We start from the raw sequence: 21,664 nt of genomic DNA, 5'->3' as shown, positions 1-21,664 counted from the left end.
GGGTCGTCCTCCGGTTGCCGGGTGTACACCGTCACCTTAGTGGGCGACCGGGCCCGCGCCGGGCCCCGTCGGGCCGCTCGTAGCTCCGGTCGTAGGCCTTGTCGATCCATTCGCGCAGACCCTCGGCCCCGTGCACCGGGCACGTCCACTGGCCGTCGACCTCGACCAGGCGGACGCCCGGCAGGTCGAGCCAGCGCAGGACGCACTCCATCTCCTCGGCGGTCGCGCCCTGCGAGGGGGGCGCGCCGAGCGCGACGCCGCCGGGCGCCTCCCCGGAGGGCGGGAACACCGTCTCGGCCGTCGCGATGAGCGCGTCGACGTAGGGCCGGGGCCGGGCGTTCGGCGGGACGGTACCGGCGGCGGCGAGCCGGCCGTAGCGCACGACCGACAGCTCCCATCCGCCGTCGAAGGCGGGACGGGCGGCCACCAGCTGCGGAAGCCGGGCCAGCGCCGCCAGCCGCTGCCCGCGCGCGGCGGCCCGGACGAACGCCGCGAGCCGGTCGCGCTGGGCGGCGGCCTCCTCGTAGCGCAGCTCGGCGGCCAGCCGGTCGATGCGGACCTGCGCGGCGGCCACGACGGGCCGCACGTCGCCCTCCATGACGGAGCGGGCCGTCCCGGTGTGGACGGCGTAGGCGTCGGCGGACTCGCGGCCGTCGCAGGGGGCGCCGCACCGGCCGAGCTCGGCGAGGGCGCACGACCGCGCCCTGCCGCTCTCCACCAGCCGGAGGGTCAGCCGCTGGGTGCACTGCCGCAGCGGCACGGCCTCGTGCAGCGCGGCGCGCGCCTCCTCGGCCTGCCGCCGCGAGGAGATCGGCCCGAGGTAGCGGGCGCCGTCGGCCCGGCACTCCCGCACGATGGACAGCCGCGGGAACGGCTCCACGGTCAGCTTCAGCCAGATCGCCCGCTCGGGGAACTTGGAGCGGCGGTTGTAGCGCGGCTTGTGCTCGGCGATCAGCCGCAGCTCGCGGACCTCGGCCTCCAGCCCCGTGGAGCACACGATCGTGCGGACGTTCTCGGCGAGGCCGACCATCTCCCGCACGCGCCGGCGCGTCTCCGAGCCGGTGAAGTAGCTGCGCACGCGCGAGCGCAGGTCGCCGCTCTTGCCCACGTAGAGCACCTCGCCGGCGTGGTCCTCGAACAGGTAGACGCCGGGGGTGGAGGGGACGTCGTCGGCGAGGTGCCGCTTGCGGCGCTGCTCGGGGGTGGGCGCCTTGGCGAAGCCGCGCATCTCCTCCAGCGAGGTGACGCCGAACGAGCCGAGCCGCTCGATGAGGCCGTGCAGGACCTCCACGGTCGCGCGGGCGTCGGCGAGGGCGCGGTGGGTCGGCTCGTTGGACGTCCGGAAGAAGCGGGCCAGCGTGCCGAGCTTGCAGTTGGGCACCTCGTCGCGGGACAGCACGCGCCGCGCCAGGTCGACGGTGTCGACGACGGCGAACGCGGGCCAGGCGTAGCCGTTCACGGCGCACGCGGCCTTGAGGAAGCCGATGTCGAACGAGGCGTTGTGCGCGACGAGGACGCAGCCGCGCGCGAACTCCAGGAACGCCGGCAGCACCGACTCGATCCGCGGCGCGGCCGTCACCATCGCCGTGGTGATGCCGGTGAGCGCGGTGATGAACGGCGGGACGGGGCCGCCCGGATCGACCAGCGTGCCGAGCTCGCCGAGCTCCCGGCCGCCGCGCACCTTCACCGCGCCGATCTCGGTGATGGCCGAGTCGGCCGCCGAGCCGCCGGTGGTCTCCAGGTCGACCACCACGAAGGTGACGTCGCGGAGCGGGGTGCCGAGGTCGTCCAGGGTGCCCTGGACACCGTGCCCTCCGACACCGTGCCCCTGGGCCCCGTGCCCCTGGGCTCCGCGCCCTTGGACACCGTGCGCAGCCGTCATGAGCGCGACCGTAGAGGACCCCACCGACAGAACTTCCTGCCGCTAGGGTTGAAGGGCGCCGGGACGTCCCGCCGGGCGGGGGCCGTGAGGACGGGCGGGAGGCATCCCGCCGAGGGCCGGGCGCGATCCGTCCGATCGCACGTCCGCCCCGGTTGGGGCGGGCCGCGCTCGGGAACACACAGCCCAGCGGCGCAGCCCGGAAGGAGCGGGATCATCGACAGCGGTCCCGAAACGACCCCCGGCGGCGGGGAGCCCGCGCAGGAGGCGACCCGCCCGCTGCCCGAGGCGGTGCGGCAGGGCGTGGTGGAGGCCGCCGCCGAGCTGATCGGGTCCCTGCCCTCCGACGAGATCCCCCTGCCGCTGCGCCGGTTCGCGCGCTTCGAGCGCCGCAAGCGCGCCAGGCTCGCGGGCCAGCACATCGCGGCGGTGCTGGAGAAGGACGAGGAGTTCCGGCACCGGGTCGCCGTGCCGCTCCGGGAGGCGCAGGCCGAACTGGTGGAGGCGGTCGAGGGCGGGCACGTGCCGCCCGCGGCCGACCCGGTGCGCGTCGCGGTGCTGGCCTACCTGCTGCGTCCGGCGGGCTGGGCCGGGCTGGTGGAGGCCGCGCGCGAGGAACTGGCGCGTTCGGCGAGCGCGTCGGAGGAGCAGGAGGCCGAGCGCCGCGTCGCCGCGCTGAAGGCCGAGCTGGCCGCGACCCGCGACGCCCGCGGCGCCGAGCTGGCCAAGCTGCGCGCCGAGCTGCGCGAGACCAAGGCCGAGGTCGCGGAGCTGCGGCGCAAGCTGCACGACGCGCGCACCCGGTTCCGGGCGGCGGAGGAGCGCGCCCACGCGGTCGCGGCGGAGACCGATCGCGAGCTCGCCGCCGCGCGCGAGTCGACCGCCGCGTCCGAGAAGGAGCTGCGCAGGCTGCGCGCCCGGGCCGCGCGGGCGGAGGAGGCGGCGGAGGCCGCCAAGCGGGCCGCGCGGGAGGGGCGCAACGTCGACGACGTGCGGCTGCGGATGCTCCTGGACGCGCTCGTCGACGCGGCGCAGGGCGTCCGCCGGGAGCTGGCCCTGCCCTCCACCATCGGCCGTCCCGCCGACGCGGTCGGCGGGCTGGAGCCGGACCGGCTGGCGCACCGGGCGCTGCCCGGCCGGGCCCTGTCCGACAGCGACCCGCAGCTGCTCGACCGGCTGCTGACGCTTCCGCAGGTTCACCTGGTGGTGGACGGCTACAACGTCACCAAGACCGGGTACGGGGAGCTTCCGCTGGCCGACCAGCGCAGCCGGCTGCTGTCGGGGCTCGGCGGGCTCGCCGCGCAGACGCGCGCCGAGGTGACGTGCGTGTTCGACGGCGCGGAGCTGGACGCGCCGGTCGCCATCGCGGCGCCGCGCGGGGTGCGGGTGCGGTTCAGCCACCCGGGCCAGACGGCCGACGAGCTGATCGGCGAGCTCGTGCGGGCCGAGCCGCCGGGCCGGTCGGTGGTCGTGGTGTCGTCCGACCGGGAGGTCGCCGACGCCGCGCGGCGCGCCAGCGCGCGCCCCTGCCCGTCCTCCCTGCTGCTGCGCAGGCTGGGCCGCTCCTAAGGCGCCCATAAGGCTCCGATAAGGCAGTCTTCGCCGTACGTGATCATGCCGTCACTAGAAGTGGACAATATCCACAGATGTCAATCAAAGAGTGATGAATCGGTTGTGACGGCTGTAGCCCCTCGCTAATGTCGTCCGCTGACGTCGTGGACGAGAGGGGCGAAACCGACCGTGGCCAATGATCACATCGGGGCACCGGCGCAGCGGCCCGGCCGCGGGGCGGGCTCCCGTCGCCTGGCGGCCGTCGCCGCACTGACCGTGGCGGTCTCCCTGACCTGCTCCCCGGTGGTGGCGCACGCCGAGCCCAGGCCGACCCGGGCGCAGGCCCAGAAGACGCTCGACAAGCTCAACGAGAAGATGGACCAGAAGGTCGAGCAGTTCAACCAGAACCGCGAGAAGCTCAAGGTCGCCAAGAAGAAGTTCGACGCCGCGACCAAGGCGAGCAAGCAGGAGCAGGCCGACTTCGAGGAGCAGCGCTCCAAGATCGCGCAGATGGCGGCCACCGCCTACAAGAACGGTGACTCGGCCGACGTCACCGGCTTCGTCGGCAGCAACGACCCGCAGTCGATCCTCGACCAGGCCGCCGTCTTCTCGCACCTGTCGCACGAGCGCAGCTCCCAGCTCACCCAGTTCCTCGCGACCGCCCAGCGGCTCCGCCGGGAGCAGTCGCAGGCGAAGGCGGCCTACGACGAGGTGAAGTCCAAGCAGGACGAGCTGAAGAAGCAGAAGCAGGACCTCGACAAGCAGGTGCAGAAGCAGAAGGCGCTCGTGCGCCGGCTCGGCGGCGGGAGCACGCCCTCCCGCCCGGGCGGCGGCGGCCCCACCGGCGGCACCTACAACGGCCCGGCGAGCGGGCCGGCCCGCACGGCGCTCAACTTCGCCTACGCCCAGCTCGGCAAGCCCTACTCCTACGGCGCCGAGGGGCCGAGCTCCTACGACTGCTCCGGCCTGACCATGAAGGCCTGGGCCGCCGCGGGCGTCAGCATCACCCGCACCACCAACACCCAGTACGCCTACACCAGCTCCAAGCGGGTCGCCTGGAACAACATGCAGCCCGGTGACCTGGTGTTCTTCAGCAACCTCGGCCACGTCGGCCTCTACGTGGGCGGCGGCAAGATGATCCACGCCCCGCACACCGGCGACGTCGTCAAGATCAGCGACATCAGCTCCGGCTACTACAAGAGCAACTTCTACGGCGCCGGGCGCCCCTGACGCACCCCCTGACCCCCTGCTCCACAGGCGTCACGGGACCTCCATCGACAACGGACCAGGCTTGACCTGGTCCGTTGTCGATTTTGGGGGGGTTTGCCTTCTTTTGGGGTTTTGGTACCTTTGCACCACTCACGGCGCCCTCCAGACGCCGTGGACCCGCGGCGCCCACCAGGCGCCCCGGTCCCACGCGGCGCATCCAGCACCCGCGTGACGGCGGCGCGAGCCACGCGCCCCACCCCCAGGCGGCACGCCCCACGTGCCGTCCCGCGGCGCCCGAAGGCGCCGCACGGTCTCGACGCAGACCCGGCCGGCCCCGTCCACCGTGCGCACGCCCGCAGCGTGCATGGCGCTGAGCGCGCAGCCACGATGGCGTACACGGGGCAGGCCCCGGACGGTCCCCGGAGACGGGCCGCCGTCCGCCCACAACACAAGGCGCCGCTCGTTCGCACGCGGGAGACAGGTCCCGCGCCGGGCCCCATCTCGCCCCCAGGATCGCAGCGGCAGCGCCGAATCCGCTTCAGCGCGGAACCGGGGACCCATATTCGCCGGAGTCCGGAGAACCCCTCCGGACGGGCATTCCGGCACCCGGGGTGAATCGGCGCGTCTCTCCCGGCAGTCCGGCGAGAGCCGCCGTAGGGCCACTTCCACGCCCGAACCCGTCAGCTAACCCGGTAGGCGTCTGGAAGAGAAGGAGTGAATCCCGCAGCGTTACCTGGGGCGTGGCCGCCACGCGGCCACGCCCCCACCCCCTTCACTCCGCGGGCGCTTCCGCCCGCCGAGAATTCCCCATCCGAACCGGCGTGCCCGCCCCCGGGCACGTCACCGCCGAATCCGCGGACCGCCGTGCCCCGCATGCGCGGCCGCCGTGGAACCGGGGACCCACTGCGTCCTTTTCGGGGTGAATCGGCCTGCCTTCGCGGGCCGTAGGGCGGCTTCCACGCCCGAACCCGTCAGCTAACCCGGTAGGCGGCATGGAAGTCGAGGAGATCCCCCCGTGCCACGCGCGCACTGCAAGAAGAACCCCGGCAGGCACCGCAAGCCGAATCCCCTGTCCCTCACGTGGCGGACGACCGGCGGCATGATCGTCGGCGCCGCCGTGCTCGGCACCGCCGCGGCCACCGCGCAGGCGTCGGTCCTGCCGTTCGGCTCCGCCCCGGTGAGGTCCGCCGCCGCGGCCGACCTGGTCCCCGGCCCGGCGGCGCCCGGCGCCCCAGCCGGGCGCACACCGGGGCGGGCGTCCGAAGGCGAGCCCGAGACCACCGGCTCGAAGGCCCCGGCGAAGAGGGCCCGGCCCGAGCAGCCGGCGGCGAGGACCTCGCAGAAGGCCGCCGCGAAGGCCCCCGCGAAGTCGCGGCCCACCGCCGCGCAGGCCATCGAGCTCGCCCGGTCGCAGGTGGGCATCGAGGAGGACGGCGGCGGCGAGACCAAGTTCCAGGAGTGGTACATGGCCACGTCCCGCGCGCGGGAGACGCTCGCGCGCGACGGCGGCTCCCTCAGCGGCTACGGCGACGCGAACTGGTGCGACATGTTCGTCTCCTGGGTGGGCGAGCAGATCGGCTTCAGCGACCAGGTCGGCAGCGACGCCTGGACGGTCGCCCACGCCCAGTGGTTCCAGGAGCACGGCCGCTGGGGCACCGAGCCGAGGCCCGGCGCGATCGTCTTCTTCGCATGGGACGGCGGCGAGTCCGTCGACGACATCGAGCACGTCGGCATGGTGATCAAGAAGGTCGACGACGGCACGATCGAGACCGTCGAGGGCAACACCGACAACGCCGTCCGCATAAAGGAACGTTCCACAGACGTCGTCGTCGGCTACGGCTACCCCGACTACCGGTCGTGACGGCGCCCCCCGCCCCGCGCCCTGCATAGGATCGCGCCCATGGAGGAAGGCCCCGGGCAGGACGCCCCCGTGACGCGGCGCAGGGTCCTCGCGCTCGGCGCGGGCGGGGCCGCCGCCCTCCTCGCCGGAGGCGCCGGCCTCGCCGGCCGGCGCTCCGGCGGCGGCGCGGCGGTCGCCGGCGCTCCCGGCTCCCCCACCGCCGGGACGTTCAGCTCGGCCATGGCCTCCGCCGTTCTCGCCAACCGCGCCCGCGCCGTCCGCGACGGCGACCGCGTGGCGTTCCTCGCCACGGTGGGCAGCGCCCCCGCCGCCTTCCAGGACACCCAGTCACGCGTGTACGGAAACCTTCGCAAGCTGCCCCTGGAAGGCTGGCGGGAGCGCGTCGTCACCACCGAGGCCGTGGACGGCGAGACCGCCGTCGTCCGCGTCGAGGTGCGCTACAGGCTGCGCGGCTTCGACCGGGGCGACGTGGCCCGCACCCGCTACCTCACGCTGGCCCCGCGGGGCGGCGCGTGGACGATCGTCGGCGACGGGACGTCCCGCGGCCTCGCCGACGACACCGACATCTGGGACTGCGGCCCCCTGGCGGTGGTCAGGGGCCGCACGAGCCTGGTCATCGGCGACGGCCCCGGCCTCGGCGGCATCGCCGCGCGGCTGGACGCGGCCGTCCCGGTCGTGACGTCCGTGGTCGGCACGGGGTGGGCGCAGCGGGTCGTCGCGCTCGTCCCCGCCGACGCGACCCTCGCCTCCGCGCTCGCCGGCCCCGGGCAGAGCCTCGGCCAGATCGCCGCGCTCGCCGCCGTGGCCCCGGCCGCCGGGAACGGCCGGGGCGAGGACCGCGTCATCGTCTCCCCCGGCACCTTCGGCCGCCTCAACGAGCTGGGCCGCGACGTCGTCCTCGCCCACGAGCTCACCCACGTCGCCACCGGCGGCGCCCGCGACGGGCGCACCCCGCTGTGGCTGATCGAGGGCTTCGCGGACTACGTCGGCTACCGGCGCGTCAAGATCAGCACCCGGTCGGCGGCGGGCGAGCTGCGCCGCGAGGTCTCCGCCGGGCGCGCGCCGTCCGCGCTGCCGTCCGCCGACGCGTTCGCCGGCGGCTCCCCCCGCCTCTCGCAGGCCTACCAGGAGGCCTGGCTCGCCTGCCGGATGGTCGCCGACCGGTACGGTGAGGCGGCGCTGGTGCGGCTCTACCGGGCCGCCGGGCGCGCCCCGGAGGCCGCGGCGCTGCGCGACGTGCTCGGCCTCACCCGGGAGCGCTTCACGGCACTGTGGCGCGACTACGTGAAGGAGGAGCTCGCATGAGCGAGGCGGAGACCGACCAGGACCGCGCCGGGCACGCCGCCGGGACGTCCGGCGCGGTCCCCGCGCGGCGGCCCCGGATCGCCGCCGCCGTCACCGCCGCCGTGCTCTTCGCCGGCGTCGCGACCGTCCTCGCGAGGACCACGCCGTGGAACCCTCTGCCCGGGCACGTCCCCGGCGGGCACGTGAGACCCGATCCGGCGCTGGACTTCACCCCCGCCGAGATCGCCCGTTCCCGGGCGTTCGACTCGGCCGTCACCCCGCCCGCCTACAGCGGGCTCCTCGTCGGCCTCGCCCTGATCCTGGTGCTGGGCCTCACGCCGCTGGGCGCCCGCTTCCTCGGCCGGGCCACCGCGAAGCTCCGCCGCCGGCCGTTCCTGATCGTCCTCGGGACGATGGCCCTGACCACGCTCCTGCGCGTCGCCGGGCTGCCGTTCGACATCTGGGGCGAGTCCGTGCTGCGCCGGTACGGGCTGTCCACGCAGAGCTGGCCCGCGTGGCTCGTCGACCAGGCGAAGTCCCTCGCCGTCACGTGGGTCATCTACACGATCGCCCTGCTGCTCCTCTACGCCCTCACCCGGCGCTTCCCGCGCTACTGGTGGACCGGCGCCGCCGCGGGCGGATTCGTCCTCGTCGTCTTCGCCTCGTTCGTCTACCCGCTCGCCGTGGAGCCGGTCTTCAACAAGTTCCACTCGCTGCCGGCGGGTCAGCTGCGCGGCGACCTGCTGGCGATGGCCAGGCGCGACGGCGTGCCCGTCAAGGACGTCCTCGTCGCGGACGCCTCCCGCCGGACGACATCGCTCAACGCCTACGTCTCCGGGTTCGGCTCCACGCGCCGCATCGTCCTCTACGACACGCTGCTGAAGTCGCCGCCCGCCCAGGTCGAGTCCATCGTCGGGCACGAGCTCGGCCACGCCAAGCGCGACGACGTGCTGTGGGGCACGCTCGTGGGCGCGCTCGGCGTGGCCGGGGCCATGTGCCTGCTGTACCTGCTGATGACGTCCCCGCGCCTGCTGCGGGGCGCCGGGCTCGACCCCGGCGGGCCCGGCGCCGGCGGGACGGGACCGGACGCGCGCCGCGGCGGCGGGGCGGCCGACCCGAGGTCCATCGCGCTCGTCCTCGCGCTCGTGACGGCCGGGACGACCCTCGCCGCCCCCGTCCAGAACCTCGTGAGCCGCCACATCGAGGCCCGCGCCGACGCGCACGCGCTGGACCTCACCCGCGACCCGTCGACGTTCGTGTCGATGCAGCACGCGCTGTCCGTCCGCAACATCTCCGACCTGGACCCCGACACCGCCGAGTACGTGCTGTGGCTCACGCACCCCTCGGCCCCCGACCGGATCGCCATGGCCCGCGACTGGGCGCGCCTGCACGGCGTCCAGGCCCCGCCGCCGCTTCGCTAGCCGCGGCTCAGTCGCCCTCGGCCCGCTGCTTCTCCGGAGCCTTGGGCTGAGCGCCCCGCTGCGCCGACAGGGTCGCCGCGTCCACGTGCGCAGCCGTCGTGACCGACCGCTTCAGGGCGCTGCCCTTCACCCAGTCCTGCCACTTCACCTGCCAGTACCCCCAGCCGTTCTCCGCCTCCAGTTCCCGGTCGCTGCCGGTCACCGTGATGGGGTCGCCCCGCTGGGCGAGGCTGTAGAACCACTTGGCGTCGGACGGGCTGACGTTGATGCAGCCGTGGCTGACGTTCTCGCTCCCCTGCGATCCCACCGACCAGGGCGCGCTATGGACGTACTCGCCGCTGTCGGAGATCCGCACCGACTTGTACACGGTGAGGCTGTAGTACCCGGCGCAGCCGGGGCCGCAGCCGTCCCACTCCGACGTCATGATGGTCGGGTCCTCCTTGCCCATCGCGAGGTGGACGCCGTTGGTGGTGGTGTACTTGCGCTCTCCGCCCTTCCCCATGCTCGTCGGGATCGTGCGGGCCTTCTTGCCGTTGATCCTCACGACCATCTTGTGGCTGTCCTCGCCGGCGGTGGAGACGTGCGAGTCGCCGACCTTGAAGTCGACGCCGTAGTCCTTCCCGCCGTACACGCCCTGCCCGGTGCGCACGCCGCTCAGATGCGCCCGGAACGACACCTTCGTCTGCGCCGGCCAGTAGCTCTTCGTCCGGAACACGGCCTCCTGGCTGCCGAACCAGCTCCAGCCGCCCTCGACGGTCTTGTCGGCGGTGACCTCCAGGGCCCGCTCCACGGCCGCCCGGTCCTTCACCGGACGGGCGAAGTGCATGATGATCGGGATGCCGACGCCGACGGTCTCCTTGTTGAACGGCGCCTCGATCGTGACGTCGTTGGTCTTCTTCACCTCGGCCGTGGAGAAGCCGCTGCGGACCGTGCGGGTCCTGCCGTCCCGGCCGAGGGCGGTGGCGCCGACCGTGTACGCCGTGCCCGGCTTCAGCGTCCACCGGGACCGCCACCGCGTCCTGTCGGCGCTCAGGTCCCCCTCGACCACGCCGTCCTTCGTCGCCACCGTCACGTTCTCGATCGTGCCCTGCCGCGCCTCGACGGCGATGGGGCTGTCCGGACGCAGCTTCCCGCCGCCCCCGGCCGGCGACACGGCGAGCTTCACCTCGTCCCCGCCGTCCGGCCCGGCGCCTCCCGAACACGCGGCGGCACCCGCGCCGACGAGCACGCCGCCGACGACGAGCACGGCCGTGTACCGCCCCCGGTCTCCCGGCCTTGAGCCACTCACCCGCATGTGGACCCCCCGGTCGTTCCACTGGGCGATCTGTCGGTTCCAGCCCGGTCGCTGGAAAGGCGCCCAGTATGTTCGAAAGGGCCGGTACCCGCTAGAAAGCGGACACCGGCCCCCGATGGGGTTCTTTTACTGATCAGTGGGCGAAATGACCCCGGTAGTACTCGAACACCAGACCGACGGACGTGAGGATCGCCGCGGCGGCACCGAGGATCACCAGCCACCAGCCGAACACGACGCCGAGCGCCACGGCGGTGGCCGACAGCGCCACGAACAGCGGCCACCAGCTGTGCGGGCTGAAGAAGCCCAGCTCGCCGGCCGCGTCCGCGATCTCGCCTTCCGGGTCGTCCTCGTACAGCGGGCCCGCGTTGGCGCGCTCGAGGCGCCGGACCGTGAAATGGATGTAGAACCCGATGAGCCCGGCGAGGCCGACCGCGAGCGCGAGCGCCGTCGTGCCCGTCCAGTCGTTGGACCAGAGCCAGTACACGACGTCGGTGGCGAGGAAGAAGACCGCGCAACCGTAGAACATGAACGCCTGGACGCGCATCGGCTACTCCCCCTTCGCCCCGGCCAGCTCGCCCTTGGCACCCACGTGGGGGTGGTGCAGGTCGAACGCCGGCCGCTCGGAACGGATCTTCGGGATCGAGTTGAAGTTGTGCCGCGGCGGCGGGCAGGACGTCGCCCACTCCAGCGAGTTGGAGTAGCCCCACGGGTCGTCGACCTCGACGCGCGTGCCCCGCTTCCACGTGATGTACAGGTTGTAGAAGAACGGCAGCATCGAGGCCCCGAGGATGAACGAGAAGATGCTGGAGATCTCGTTCAGCCCGTGGAACTCGCTCGGGTAGTCCGCGTACCGGCGCGGCATGCCCGCGGCGCCCAGCCAGTGCTGGAGCAGGAACGTGCCGTGGAAGCCGATGAACAGCAGCCAGAAGTGGATCTTGCCGAGGGTGTCGTTCAGCATCTTGCCGGTGAACTTCGGCCACCAGAAGTAGAAGCCGGCGAACATCGCGAACACCACGGTGCCGAACACGACGTAGTGGAAGTGCGCCACGACGAAGTAGGAGTCCGACAGCTGGAAGTCCATCGGCGGCGACGCCAGGATGACGCCGGTGAGCCCGCCGAACAGGAACGTCACGAGGAAGCCCAGCGACCACAGCATCGGCGACTCGAACGTCAACTGCCCTCGCCAGATGGTCCCCACCCAGTTGAAGAACTTCACCCCCGTGGGAACGGCGATGAGGAACGTCATGAAGGAGAAGAACGGCAGCAGCACCTGGCCGGTGACGAACATGTGGTGCGCCCACACGGTGATGGACAGGCCCGCGATGGTGATGGTCGCGAAGACCAGGCCGATGTAGCCGAAGACGGGCTTGCGGCTGAACACCGGGAGGATCTCGGTCACGATGCCGAAGAACGGCAAGGCGATGATGTAGACCTCCGGGTGGCCGAAGAACCAGAACAGGTGCTGCCACAGCAGCGCCCCGCCGTGCGCGGCGTCGAAGATGTGCGCGCCGAGCTTGCGGTCGGCCTCCAGCGCCAGCAGCGCGGCGGCGAGGACCGGGAACGCCAGCAGGACGAGGATCGAGGTCAGCAGCGCGTTCCAGGTGAAGATCGGCATCCGGAACATCGTCATGCCCGGGGCCCGCATGCACAGGATCGTGGTGATGAAGTTGACCGCGCCCATGATGGTGCCGAAGCCCGACATCGCCAGGCCCATCACCCACATGTCGCCGCCGACGCCCGGCGAGCGGACCGCGTCCGACAGGGGGGCGTAGGCGAACCAGCCGAAGCTGGCCGCGCCGCCCGGGGTCAGGAAGCCCGCGATGACGATCAGGCTGCCGAACAGGAACAGCCAGTAGGCCAGCATGTTCAGCCGGGGGAACGCCACATCGGGCGCGCCGATCTGCAGCGGCATGATGACGTTGGTGAAGCCCGCGAACAGCGGCGTCGCGAACATCAGCAGCATGATCGTGCCGTGCATGGTGAACAGCTGGTTGTACTGCTCGTTGCTGACGAACTGCAGCCCCGGTTCGAACAGCTCCATCCGGATCAGCAGCGCGAGCACGCCGCCGAACAGGAACATCACGAACGAGGTGATCAGGTAGAGGTAGCCGATCACCTTGTGGTCGGTGGACGACATCCAGGAGGCGATGAGGCGCCCCTTGCTCGTCCGCGGCGCGGCGATCGGCGCGCTCGGTGCGTGACTCGTGGCGGTCACTTGGCACCTCCCGCGGCCAGTGCTTGCTTCGAATCGGCGATGAACTTCTGGTACTGCTCGGGCGTCACGACCTTGAGCTGGAACAGCATCCGGCTGTGGTCGACGCCGCAGAGCTCGGCGCAGCGGCCCTCATAGGTGCCGAGCTTGTTCGCCGTGAACTCGAACTCGTTGGTGTAGCCCGGCATGACGTCCTTCTTGTAGATCAGTGCCGGCACCCAGAACGAGTGGATGACGTCGTTGGCGTGCAGCCGCACCCGCACCGTCTTGCCCGAGGGGATCGTCATCACCGGCTTGGCGGGAGCGGGCCCGTTCGGGGCCACGGGCTGGCCGACGACGGAGGCGACCGTCTTCTCCTTGCCCGCGGCGTCCTTCTCCTTGTAGTCGAACTGCCAGCTCCACTGGAAGCCGATCACGTCGACGACCACCGCGGGATCCTTGGTGGTCTTCTCGACGAAGTTCTCGTCCCTGGCGGTGAAGTAGAACAGGACCGCGATGATGACGAACGGGACCGCCGTGTAGAGGATCTCGATCGGCATGTTGTAGCGGACCTGCGGCGGCAGGTCGTTGGAGCGCTTGCGGTGGAACAGCACCGCCCAGATGATCAGCCCCCAGACCACGGCCCCGACCGCGAACGCCGCGATCCAGGAGCCCTGCCAGAGCTTCAGCATGCGCTCGCCCTGGACGCTGATCGGCTCGGGCATGCCGAGACGGCTGCCGCTGCACGCGGTGGCGGAGAGCGCCAGCAGCCCCAGCGCGCCGGCGCTTTTCAATGCGCGGCGACTGCGCACAGGCGTACGCCGCTCCCTAGAGCGGGTCGGACTCACGGAATGCCTTCCCCACGGATGAAGCCCGGTCTGCCGGGCGGAGAGATCAGTGATTACACGTGTGGTGGACACCCTAGCGCGAGGGTCGCGCGAACCCCCGATCGGGTGCCCGGTTAGTGTTCTCGCGTGGCAGGACCGAGTTATCCGGGCGGCTACTTCGACGCCGCGTCCACCGAGCCGCCGCACCCGGCGGCGCGCGCCGCGCTGCTGGAGGCGCTGGACGCGGCCTGGGCCGACCCCGCCCGGCTGTACGGGGCGGCCCGCGGCACCCGGATGCTGCTCGACCGGGCACGCGCGCGTGTCGCCGGCGTCCTGGGCGCCCGTGCCGACGAGGTGTCGTTCACGTCCTCGGGCACCCAGGCGGTGCACCTGGCGGTCCTCGGGGGGCTCCAGGCGCGCCGGCGCACCGGGCGGCACCTGGTGGCGAGCGCCGTCGAGCACTCCAGCGTCCTGCACGCCGCCGAACTGCACGAGCGCGACGGCGGCGAGGTCACCCTCGTCGGCGTCGACCGGTCCGGCCGCGTCGACGCCGAGGAGTTCGCGGCGGCGCTGCGCCCCGACACCGCGCTGGCGTGCCTGCAGTCCGCCAACCACGAGGTCGGCACCCTGCAGCCCGTCGAGGAAGTGGCGCGGGCCTGCCGCGCGGCCGGCGTTCCGCTGTTCGTCGACGCGGCGCAGTCCCTCGGGCGCGCCGAGGTCCCCGGCGGGTGGTCGCTGCTCGCCGGCAGCGCCCACAAGTGGGGCGGGCCCGCCGGCGTCGGCGTGCTCGCCGTCCGCAAGGGCACCCGGTGGCGCTCCCCGCTGCCGGACGACGAGCGCGAGGCGCGCCGGGTCCCCGGGTTCGAGAACGTCCCCGCCATCGCGGCGGCCGCGGCCGCGCTGACGGCCTACCGCGCCGACATGGCCGCGGACGCGCCGCGCGTCTCCGCCCTGGTGGACCGCATCCGGACGGAGGTACCGCGGAGCGTCCCCGACGTCGAGGTGATCGGTGACCCGGTCCGCCGGCTCCCCCACCTGGTCACGTTCTCCTGCCTGTACGTGGAGGGGGAGGCGCTGCTGACCGAACTCGACCGGCTGGGTTTCGCCGTTTCCTCCGGCAGCTCCTGCACGGCGGATACGCTGCGTCCGAGCCATGTGCTGGAGGCGATGGGAGTGATTACGCATGGGAACGTGCGGGTATCGCTGCCGCGAGGCGTCGGTTCGGAGGACGTCGACCGCTTCCTCACCGCGCTCCCCGATGCCGTCGCCCGCCTCCGCCGGACGACGATGAACACCTTCGAGACAGGGAGGCGGTCGCGCCCATGAGGTTCCGAGGCCGCGCCAGGACCGGCACACCGCCCGCCGACGCGCCGCCGCCCCCCGCGGAGCCGGAGGGGCCGCCGCCCGTGCTCGTCATCGACGCGCTCGGCCGCAAGTGCCCCATTCCGATCATCATGCTGGCCGAGCGGATCCGGGAGGTGCCGGTCGGGCAGGTCGTCGCCGTCCTCGCCGACGACGCCGCCGCCCGCACCGACGTCCCCGCCTGGTGCCGCATGAAGTCCCAGGACTTCGTCCGCGAGGAGACCCTCCAGCAGGGCGGCTGGGGCTTCCACATCCGCCGCACCTACTAGGAGCGCGGGCGCCGAACGCCCGGAGAGCCCGGAGAGAAGAGGAAGGCCGCGCCGGTCCGGCGCGGCCTTCTCAGTGTGCCCGTGTCACGGGCGGGCTCACGGGGTCGGGCAGACGATGTGGGGCTCGATGTCGGCCGCGGCGTCGGCGCCGTAGGCGGCCGCGAAGCGGTCGAGGAACGCCCGGCGGCCGAGGGTGTACTCCTGCGGCCCGGCGGCTTCGAGGGCGTGCGCGGCGATGGCGTTGCCGACCTGGGCGGCGCGTTCGAGCGGCAGCTCCCAGGCGGTCGCCGACAGGAAGCCGGCGCGGAACGCGTCGCCGACGCCGGTCGGGTCGACGACGGAGTCGACCTGGACGCAGGGGACGTGCACGCCCTCCTCGCCCTCGCGGTCGATGACGACGCCCTTGGCGCCGAGGGTGGTGACGCGGACGCCGACGCGCGAGAGGATCTCCTCCCCCGACCAGCCCGTCTTCTCCTCGGCCAGCGCCTTCTCGTACTCGTTGCTGAACAGGTAGGAGGCGCCGTCGATGAGGCGGCGGACGTCGGCGCCGTCCATCCGGGCGAGCTGCTGGGAGGGGTCGGCGGCGAACGGGATGCCGCGCTCGCGGCACTCGTCGGTGTGCCGCAGCATCGCCTCCGGGTCGTTCGGGCTCACGACGACGAGGTCGAGGCCGCCGACGCGGTCGGCCACGGGCCGCAGCTCGATGGAGCGGGCCTCGCTCATCGCGCCGGCGTAGAAGGTGGCGATCTGGTTCTGGTCCTGGTCGGTGGTGCACAGGAACCGCGCCGTGTGGTGGATCTCGGACACGTGCACCGAGGCGGTGTCGACCGTGTGCCGTTCGAGCCAGGAGCGGTAGTCGGCGAAGTCGTCCCCGACGGAGCCGACGAGGATGGACTCCTTGCCGAGGCTGCCCATGCCGAAGCAGATGTTGGCGGCGATGCCGCCGCGGCGGATCTCCAGCTCGTCCACCAGGAAGGACAGCGACACCCGGTGGAGCTGGTCGGGCAGGAGCTGGTCAGTGAACCTTCCGGGGAAGGTCATCAGATGGTCGGTCGCAATGGAACCGGTCACGGCGATGCGCACGGCGTCGCTCTCCTCGTCGTGGTCGTCCGGCTGTTTCACCGGCTGTTCGAACCCGTCAGGCTACCCACCATCGCACCACACATCACCGCCGCACGACAGTTCACCGTGGAACGCCCGCGGGCAGCGCTGAGGGGCGGCTCGGACCACAGGTCCGGACCGCCCCTCCCGAGCGCCCGCGCCGATCGCCGCCGGCGCGCCGGGCGCCCGTCAGTTGAACGAGTCGCCGCAGGCGCAGGAGCCCGACGCGTTCGGGTTGTCGATCGTGAAGCCCTGCTTCTCGATCGAGTCGACGAAGTCGATGGTGGCGCCCGTGAGGTAGGGGGCGCTCATCCGGTCGACGCGCACCGACAGGCCGCCGAAGTCCTGGATCTGGTCGCCGTCCATCTCGCGCTCGTCGAAGAAGAGCTGGTAGATCAGACCGGAGCAGCCGCCCGGCTGCACGGCGACACGCAGCGCAAGGTCATCGCGGCCCTCCTGCTCAAGCAGGCCCTTGGCCTTCTCGGCGGCGGCGTCGGTGAGGACGACGCCCTGCTGCGTGGTCTCCTGCGTGGTCTCGCCTGAAACCGTCATGTGTTCAGCTCCCGGGTCTCGCTGCGCCGCGCTAGCGGCGGACTGTCGCTTGTCCTCGAAGACGTCTGTGCCTCTTCCCGTAGGACAACGTACCTCGCTACATGGCCATTCCGCTTATCGGCCGTGTTTAACGCCCCGCGGGGGTGCGGTCTACGTCACACCGCCAACCCCCCGCGGCGTGTGCCATCATTAGTCGTCAAAGCGACGATAAGTCCCGTCGCGAAGGGAGACCGCCGTGACCACCCCAGTGCGCGACCTACCGCTGCTCCTGCTCGGCAGCGGCGCCGACCCCGCGAGCGAGCGCGGCGTGGACTGCCCCGGCGAGCTGCCGGCGGCGTCCGACCCCGCCCTCGTCGAGCGGGCCCGCGCCGCCAAGGCGGAGCTCGGCGACCGCGTGTTCGTGCTCGGCCACCACTACCAGCGCGACGAGGTCATCCAGTTCGCGGACGTGACCGGCGACTCGTTCAAGCTGGCCCAGCGGGCCGCGGGCCGCCCCGAGGCGCCCTACATCGTGTTCTGCGGCGTCCACTTCATGGCCGAGTCGGCCGACATCCTGACCGCCGCCCACCAGCGGGTGATCCTGCCCGACCTCGGCGCGGGCTGCTCGATGGCCGACATGGCGACCTTCGACCAGGTCGAGGAGTGCTGGGACGTCCTGGAGGACGCCGGGGTCGCCGACGACGTCGTCCCCGTGACCTACATGAACTCCTCCGCCGACATCAAGGGCTTCGTCGGGCGGCACGGCGGGGTGGTGTGCACCTCGTCCAACGCCAAGCGCGCCCTCGACTGGGCCTACGGCAAGGGCAAGAAGGTCCTGTTCCTGCCGGACCAGCACCTCGGCCGCAACACCGCCGTGCTGGAGATGGGGTTCTCCCTGGACGACTGCGTCGTCTACAGCCCGCACCGCCGCGAGGGCGGCCTCACGCACCGGCAGCTGCGGGACGCCAAGATGATCCTGTGGCGGGGGCACTGCTCGGTGCACGGCCGGTTCACGAAGGAGTCGGTGGACGACGTCCGCGCGCGGGTGCCGGGGGTGAACGTCCTCGTCCACCCGGAGTGCCGGCACGAGGTCGTCACGGCCGCCGACCAGATCGGCTCCACCGAGTACATCATCAAGGTGATCGAGGCCGCCGAGCCCGGATCGTCCTGGGCCGTGGGGACGGAGCTGAACCTCGTGCGGCGGCTGGCGAACGCCCACCCGGACAAGAACGTGATGTTCCTCGACAAGACCGTCTGCTACTGCTCGACGATGAACCGGATCGACCTGCCGCACCTGGTGCTGTCGCTGGAGTCGCTGGCCGCCGGGAAGGTGGAGAACGTCATCGAGGTGGACGAGGAGACCGCGCACTACGCGCGCGCCGCCCTCGACCAGATGCTCGCCCTGCCCTGACCGGGCGCGGCCGGCCGCCGGACGGACGGGATCACAGGCCGGGGGCGCCCCAGACGGGGAACCACCGGCCGAGGTCCTGCTCGAACGGCAGGTCGGCGCCGATCGCCCCGCGCACCTGGAGTTCGAGCGCGTTGTCGCGCTTGTCTCCTGGGAGGGGGGCGAAGGGGTAGAACGTCCCGCGCTTGTACAGGTAGACGAGCGCGAGGCGGCGGTCGTCCGGGCCCTTGAAACCGGCCAGGGAGCACAGCAGGTGCGGGCCGAACCCGCCCGCCTCCAGCGTCGCGTTCACCGCGTGCAGGTCGGTGACGAGGTCGGGCAGCTGGTCGGGGCGCTGCTCGGCGAGCAGCCACGTGTAGCCGTAGCCGTCGGTGCTGATCTGGACCTTGGGGCCCACGTCGGCGTCCAGCAGCTCCTGGACGTCGGCCTGGAGCCGCGCGAACGCGCCGCCCTCGGCCGCGCGGAAGCACACCGAGCCGAGCCCGGTCGGGGTGAACCCCGTCGCCGCCTCCAGGGTGACGGCCGCGGTCGACAGCCCGAAGATCTGGTCGAGGTCGGGCTTGGCCGGCTTGGACCGGCCGAGCAGGGTGTCCAGGAACCCCACGGGTCACACTCCCCTGCTGAGCTGGTCGGAGATCTTCGACAGCTGGGCGAGCCGCCGGTCCAGCGACGGGTGGGTGGAGAACAGCGAGGAGACGCTGAAGCCCCTGCCGAGCGCCGGGGTGAAGAAGAAGGCGTTGAACGCCTGCGAGGAGCGCAGGTCGTTGGTCGGGATCCGCGCGATCTCGCCGCTGACCTTCGTCAGCGCGCTGGCCAGGGCGGAGGGGCGGCCGGTCAGCAGCGCGGCGGCGCGGTCGGCCGACAGCTCGCGGTAGCGCGACAGGGCCCGGGTGAGCAGGAAGCTGACCGCGTAGGCGAGCGCGCTCGCCGCGACGACCGCGAGCAGGATCAGCCCGGTGTTCTGGTCGTTGCTGCGGCGCCCGAACCCGCCCCACAGGCCCCACTGGAGCCCGAACCGGGTGATCAGGCCGGCGAGGATGCCGAGGAACGAGGCGATCGTCATGACCGCGACGTCCCGGTGCGCGACGTGCGCCATCTCGTGCGCGAGCACGCCCTCCAGCTCGACCGGGTCGAGCCGGCGCAGCAGGCCGGTGGTCACGCAGACCACGGCCTTCTTCTGGTTGCGGCCGGTGGCGAACGCGTTCGGCACGTCGGTGTCGGCGATCGCGACCCGCGGCTTCGGGGCGTCCGACATCGCGCAGATGCGGTCGATGACGCCGTGCAGCTCGGGCGCCTCCTGGGGGGAGACGACCCGGCCGTGCATGGCGAACAGCGTCATCCGGTCGGAGAAGAAGTACTGGGCGAGGAGGAACAGCACCGCGACGACCAGCGCGACGCCGGCCCAGTTCGGCACGAAGACGAAGAAGGCCCCCACGAAGACGACGTACACCAGCCCCAGCAGGAACATCGTCACGAGCATCCGCGATGTGAGCCCCCGGTCGGAGGCGTAACGCGTCCTGGCCATCCGGCCACCCCCAGTCCTTACTGCTCTTCACTTGGACGAACGTCCAAGGCGCGGGTTTTGTGCCCGGATGTCCATAACGCGACCCGGACCCGCGCGGGCGGGGACGTCCCGGGGACCGGCCCGGGACCCCGGCCGGTCAGTCCGGGATGAGCCCCTCGTCGCCCAGCATGGAGCGAACCTCGTCGATGTGCGCGTCGGCCGGGGGCAGGATCAGCCCGGACGGCTCCAGGCTGTCCGCCGGCAGCGGCCTGCCCACCTTGCGGACGTTGTCCAGAAGGGCGTGCAGCGCGGCGCGGAACGCGGCCTCGTCACCCGACTCGATCGCCGCCTCCAGCTCGGCGTCGAGGGTGTTGAGCGAGGACAGGTCCTCCTCGGCCACGTCCAGCTGGCCCTCGCCCATCAGGCGGACGATCACTGGGCACCCCCGGGGTTCTGCGGCCACGGGGCCTGCTGGGGGGTGTCCTGCTGCTGGTGCGGCTGGGCCGTCGGCGAGCCCTGGTTCAGCTCCTTGGGCGCGGGGCCCTGGCCGAGTTCGGCCTTGAGCCGCTCCAGCTCCATGTCGACGCCGGGACCGGACCCCATCCGGTCGAGCTCGGCCTGGATGTCGTCCTTCGGACCGGAGAAGTCCTCCAGGGCGCCGGAGGCCAGGAGCTCGTCGATGGCGCCCGCGCGGGCCTTCATCGTGTCGGTCTTCTCCTCGGCGCGCTGGATCGCGAGGCCGACGTCGCCCATCTCCTCGGAGATGCCGGAGAACGCCTCGTTGATCTTGGTCTGCGCCTCGGCGGCCGTGTAGGTCGCCTTGATCGTCTCCTTGCGGGTGCGGAAGGAGTCGACCTTGGCCTGCAGGCGCTGGGAGGCGAGCGTGAGCTTCTCCTCCTCGCCCTGCAGCTGCTGGTACTGCCCGCGCAGGTCGCCCAGCTGGCTCTCCAGGCCGGAGCGGCGGGTCAGCGCCTCGCGGGCGAGGTCCTCGCGGCCCACCTGCAGGGCCTTCTTGCCCTGGTCGGTCAGCTTGCTCTGCTGCTGTTCGAGCTGGTTGATCTGCAGTTCGAGACGCTTGCGCGAGGTGGCGACGTCGGCGACCCCGCGACGGACCTTCTGCAGCATCTCCAGCTGGCGCTGGTAGGAGTAATCGAGGGTCTCCCGAGGGTCTTCCATCCGGTCCAGGGCCTTGTTCGCCTTGGACTTGAAGATCATCGACATTCGCTTCATCACGCTCATCGCGCGGCGCCGGTCCCTTCGTGCTGTCGCCTCAGTCATGAACTGGGCTCAATGACCACTGCTGGGGTTCTTATCACCCTACGCGTTAACGCGCGAGGCAGCCACGATGTTCGCAGCCGGTAGGCTGATCCCTGTGTTCAAGCGTCGTACCCCGGAGGCCCCGCCGGATCCTCCTCAGGTAGTAAAGCCCGGCGGCAAGGGCCGACCCACGCCCAAGCGGAGCGAGGCCGAGAAGCGCCGCCGGCAGCCGATCACGGCTCCGGCGACCCGCAAGGAGGCCTACAAGAAGGTGCGGGAGCGGCAGGCCACCGACCGCGCCCGGGCCCGCGAGGGCATGGCCAAGGGCGACGAGAAGCACCTGCTCAAGCGCGACCGGGGCCCCGTGCGCCGGATGGCCCGCGACTACGTCGACTCGCGCCGCACGGTCGGCTCGTACCTGATGTACGCGATGTTCGCGATCGTGCTGCTCAGCCTGCTGCCGATCCCGGCGGCCCGGCTGCTGGTCCTGTTCGCGCCGCCGCTGCTGCTCGTGGTGGTGTTCGCCGAGGGCTTCCTGCTCAGCCGCGGCATCAAGCGGCTGGCCGCCGAGCGCTACCCCGACGAGGACGCCAAGGGCGTGGGCATGTACGCCGCCATGCGCGCGATGCAGATCCGCCGGCTGCGGATCCCGAACCCGCGGGTGCGCCTCGGCGAGAAGGACAAGGTCTGACGAGGACGGGGGCCTGAGGGCGGG

20 protein-coding genes and 2 riboswitches are annotated in these 21,664 nt (G+C 72.3%); of the genes, 9 read left to right on the top strand and 11 right to left on the bottom strand.

The features are described from left to right. Positions 1–31: 31 nt before the first annotated feature. Complete coding sequence (locus BKA00_RS02855) at positions 32–1,882, bottom strand: DEDD exonuclease domain-containing protein (RefSeq protein WP_185023439.1); 1,851 nt, start codon at positions 1,880–1,882, stop codon at positions 32–34. Positions 1,883–2,170: 288 nt separating this feature from the next. Here BKA00_RS02855 and BKA00_RS02850 point away from each other — a divergent pair, with 288 nt between their 5' ends. From BKA00_RS02850 to BKA00_RS02830, 5 genes are all read left to right on the top strand, one after another. Continuing rightward, complete coding sequence (locus tag BKA00_RS02850; protein ID WP_338072091.1) at positions 2,171–3,448, top strand: NYN domain-containing protein; 1,278 nt, start codon at positions 2,171–2,173, stop codon at positions 3,446–3,448. A gap of 171 nt (positions 3,449–3,619) precedes the next feature. Continuing rightward, complete coding sequence (locus BKA00_RS02845) at positions 3,620–4,660, top strand: C40 family peptidase (RefSeq protein ID WP_230298494.1); 1,041 nt, start codon at positions 3,620–3,622, stop codon at positions 4,658–4,660. A gap of 494 nt (positions 4,661–5,154) precedes the next feature. After that, a riboswitch (cyclic di-AMP (ydaO/yuaA leader) is annotated at positions 5,155–5,353 on the top strand. Between the two features lie 120 nt (positions 5,354–5,473). After that, positions 5,474–5,645, top strand: a riboswitch (cyclic di-AMP (ydaO/yuaA leader). Positions 5,646–5,654: 9 nt separating this feature from the next. After that, positions 5,655–6,500: a CHAP domain-containing protein gene (locus tag BKA00_RS02840; RefSeq protein ID WP_230298495.1), complete on the top strand. Its 846-nt coding sequence runs from the start codon at positions 5,655–5,657 to the stop codon at positions 6,498–6,500. Positions 6,501–6,539: 39 nt separating this feature from the next. After that, complete coding sequence (locus BKA00_RS02835; RefSeq protein ID WP_185023438.1) at positions 6,540–7,805, top strand: hypothetical protein; 1,266 nt, start codon at positions 6,540–6,542, stop codon at positions 7,803–7,805. Beyond that, positions 7,802–9,205: a M48 family metallopeptidase gene (locus BKA00_RS02830; protein ID WP_185023437.1), complete on the top strand. Its 1,404-nt coding sequence runs from the start codon at positions 7,802–7,804 to the stop codon at positions 9,203–9,205. The genes BKA00_RS02835 and BKA00_RS02830 overlap by 4 nt, the downstream gene beginning before the upstream one ends. 7 nt (positions 9,206–9,212) lie before the next feature. Here the strand turns inward: BKA00_RS02830 and BKA00_RS02825 are convergent, their stop codons facing one another. From BKA00_RS02825 to ctaC, 4 genes are all read right to left on the bottom strand, one after another. Next, positions 9,213–10,493 (bottom strand): Ig-like domain-containing protein, encoded by a 1,281-nt coding sequence (locus tag BKA00_RS02825; RefSeq protein ID WP_230298496.1) that lies wholly within the window; start codon positions 10,491–10,493, stop codon positions 9,213–9,215. A gap of 139 nt (positions 10,494–10,632) precedes the next feature. Beyond that, positions 10,633–11,043 carry a cytochrome c oxidase subunit 4 gene (locus BKA00_RS02820; RefSeq protein WP_179833731.1) on the bottom strand — a complete coding sequence of 137 codons (411 nt, stop codon included), beginning with the start codon at positions 11,041–11,043 and terminating at the stop codon, positions 10,633–10,635. 3 nt (positions 11,044–11,046) lie between these two features. Continuing rightward, the gene (gene ctaD, locus BKA00_RS02815) at positions 11,047–12,714 is read right to left on the bottom strand and encodes an aa3-type cytochrome oxidase subunit I (RefSeq protein WP_185023435.1); all 1,668 of its coding nucleotides are present in this window, start codon (positions 12,712–12,714) and stop codon (positions 11,047–11,049) included. After that, positions 12,711–13,502: an aa3-type cytochrome oxidase subunit II gene (gene ctaC, locus BKA00_RS02810; protein WP_185023434.1), complete on the bottom strand. Its 792-nt coding sequence runs from the start codon at positions 13,500–13,502 to the stop codon at positions 12,711–12,713. Before ctaC ends, ctaD begins: the two co-directional genes overlap by 4 nt. Positions 13,503–13,664: 162 nt before the next feature. Here ctaC and BKA00_RS02805 point away from each other — a divergent pair, with 162 nt between their 5' ends. Then, positions 13,665–14,843: a cysteine desulfurase family protein gene (locus tag BKA00_RS02805; RefSeq protein ID WP_185023433.1), complete on the top strand. Its 1,179-nt coding sequence runs from the start codon at positions 13,665–13,667 to the stop codon at positions 14,841–14,843. Next, positions 14,840–15,148 (top strand): sulfurtransferase TusA family protein, encoded by a 309-nt coding sequence (locus BKA00_RS02800; protein ID WP_185023432.1) that lies wholly within the window; start codon positions 14,840–14,842, stop codon positions 15,146–15,148. The genes BKA00_RS02805 and BKA00_RS02800 overlap by 4 nt, the downstream gene beginning before the upstream one ends. 96 nt (positions 15,149–15,244) lie before the next feature. Here BKA00_RS02800 and BKA00_RS02795 read toward each other — a convergent pair whose 3' ends face one another. Both BKA00_RS02795 and BKA00_RS02790 read right to left on the bottom strand, forming a co-directional pair. Beyond that, positions 15,245–16,231 carry a PfkB family carbohydrate kinase gene (locus BKA00_RS02795; protein ID WP_185033593.1) on the bottom strand — a complete coding sequence of 329 codons (987 nt, stop codon included), beginning with the start codon at positions 16,229–16,231 and terminating at the stop codon, positions 15,245–15,247. Between the two features lie 207 nt (positions 16,232–16,438). Continuing rightward, complete coding sequence (locus BKA00_RS02790; RefSeq protein ID WP_067794315.1) at positions 16,439–16,801, bottom strand: HesB/IscA family protein; 363 nt, start codon at positions 16,799–16,801, stop codon at positions 16,439–16,441. Positions 16,802–17,036: 235 nt separating this feature from the next. On the opposite strand from BKA00_RS02790, the gene nadA reads away from it, so the two are divergent. Further along, positions 17,037–18,191 carry a quinolinate synthase NadA gene (gene nadA, locus BKA00_RS02785; protein WP_185023431.1) on the top strand — a complete coding sequence of 385 codons (1,155 nt, stop codon included), beginning with the start codon at positions 17,037–17,039 and terminating at the stop codon, positions 18,189–18,191. 31 nt (positions 18,192–18,222) lie between these two features. Here the strand turns inward: nadA and pspAB are convergent, their stop codons facing one another. The 4 genes from pspAB to BKA00_RS02765 all read right to left on the bottom strand — a co-directional run bounded on the left by pspAB (position 18,223) and on the right by BKA00_RS02765 (position 20,931). Beyond that, positions 18,223–18,792 carry a PspA-associated protein PspAB gene (gene pspAB, locus BKA00_RS02780; protein WP_185023430.1) on the bottom strand — a complete coding sequence of 190 codons (570 nt, stop codon included), beginning with the start codon at positions 18,790–18,792 and terminating at the stop codon, positions 18,223–18,225. A gap of 3 nt (positions 18,793–18,795) precedes the next feature. Beyond that, entirely contained in the window at positions 18,796–19,713 is a 918-nt protein-coding gene (gene htpX / locus BKA00_RS02775) for a zinc metalloprotease HtpX (protein ID WP_185023429.1), read from the bottom strand. A gap of 136 nt (positions 19,714–19,849) precedes the next feature. Further along, entirely contained in the window at positions 19,850–20,128 is a 279-nt protein-coding gene (gene pspAA / locus BKA00_RS02770; protein WP_185023428.1) for a PspA-associated protein PspAA, read from the bottom strand. Next, the gene (locus BKA00_RS02765; protein WP_221492988.1) at positions 20,125–20,931 is read right to left on the bottom strand and encodes a PspA/IM30 family protein; all 807 of its coding nucleotides are present in this window, start codon (positions 20,929–20,931) and stop codon (positions 20,125–20,127) included. The genes pspAA and BKA00_RS02765 overlap by 4 nt, the downstream gene beginning before the upstream one ends. A 133-nt stretch (positions 20,932–21,064) precedes the next feature. Between BKA00_RS02765 and BKA00_RS02760 the strand changes: the two genes are divergently transcribed. Further along, entirely contained in the window at positions 21,065–21,640 is a 576-nt protein-coding gene (locus BKA00_RS02760; RefSeq protein ID WP_230298497.1) for a DUF3043 domain-containing protein, read from the top strand. The last annotated feature ends 24 nt before the right edge of the window (positions 21,641–21,664 follow it).

The organism is Actinomadura coerulea, from assembly GCF_014208105.1.
Classification (GTDB): domain Bacteria; phylum Actinomycetota; class Actinomycetes; order Streptosporangiales; family Streptosporangiaceae; genus Spirillospora; species Spirillospora coerulea.
The sequence above is the reverse complement of the archived record's forward strand: the minus strand, read 5'-3'. Positions and strand labels throughout refer to the sequence as shown.

Coding starts and splice junctions, on each gene's coding strand:
- BKA00_RS02855 (WP_185023439.1), bottom strand. CDS start 1,882: ATGACGGCTGCGCACGGTGTCCAAGGGCGCGGAGCCCAGGGGCACGGG.
- BKA00_RS02835 (WP_185023438.1), top strand. CDS start 6,540: ATGGAGGAAGGCCCCGGGCAGGACGCCCCCGTGACGCGGCGCAGGGTC.
- BKA00_RS02830 (WP_185023437.1), top strand. CDS start 7,802: ATGAGCGAGGCGGAGACCGACCAGGACCGCGCCGGGCACGCCGCCGGG.
- BKA00_RS02820 (WP_179833731.1), bottom strand. CDS start 11,043: ATGCGCGTCCAGGCGTTCATGTTCTACGGTTGCGCGGTCTTCTTCCTC.
- BKA00_RS02800 (WP_185023432.1), top strand. CDS start 14,840: ATGAGGTTCCGAGGCCGCGCCAGGACCGGCACACCGCCCGCCGACGCG.
- BKA00_RS02790 (WP_067794315.1), bottom strand. CDS start 16,801: ATGACGGTTTCAGGCGAGACCACGCAGGAGACCACGCAGCAGGGCGTC.
- htpX (WP_185023429.1), bottom strand. CDS start 19,713: ATGGCCAGGACGCGTTACGCCTCCGACCGGGGGCTCACATCGCGGATG.
- BKA00_RS02765 (WP_221492988.1), bottom strand. CDS start 20,931: ATGAGCGTGATGAAGCGAATGTCGATGATCTTCAAGTCCAAGGCGAAC.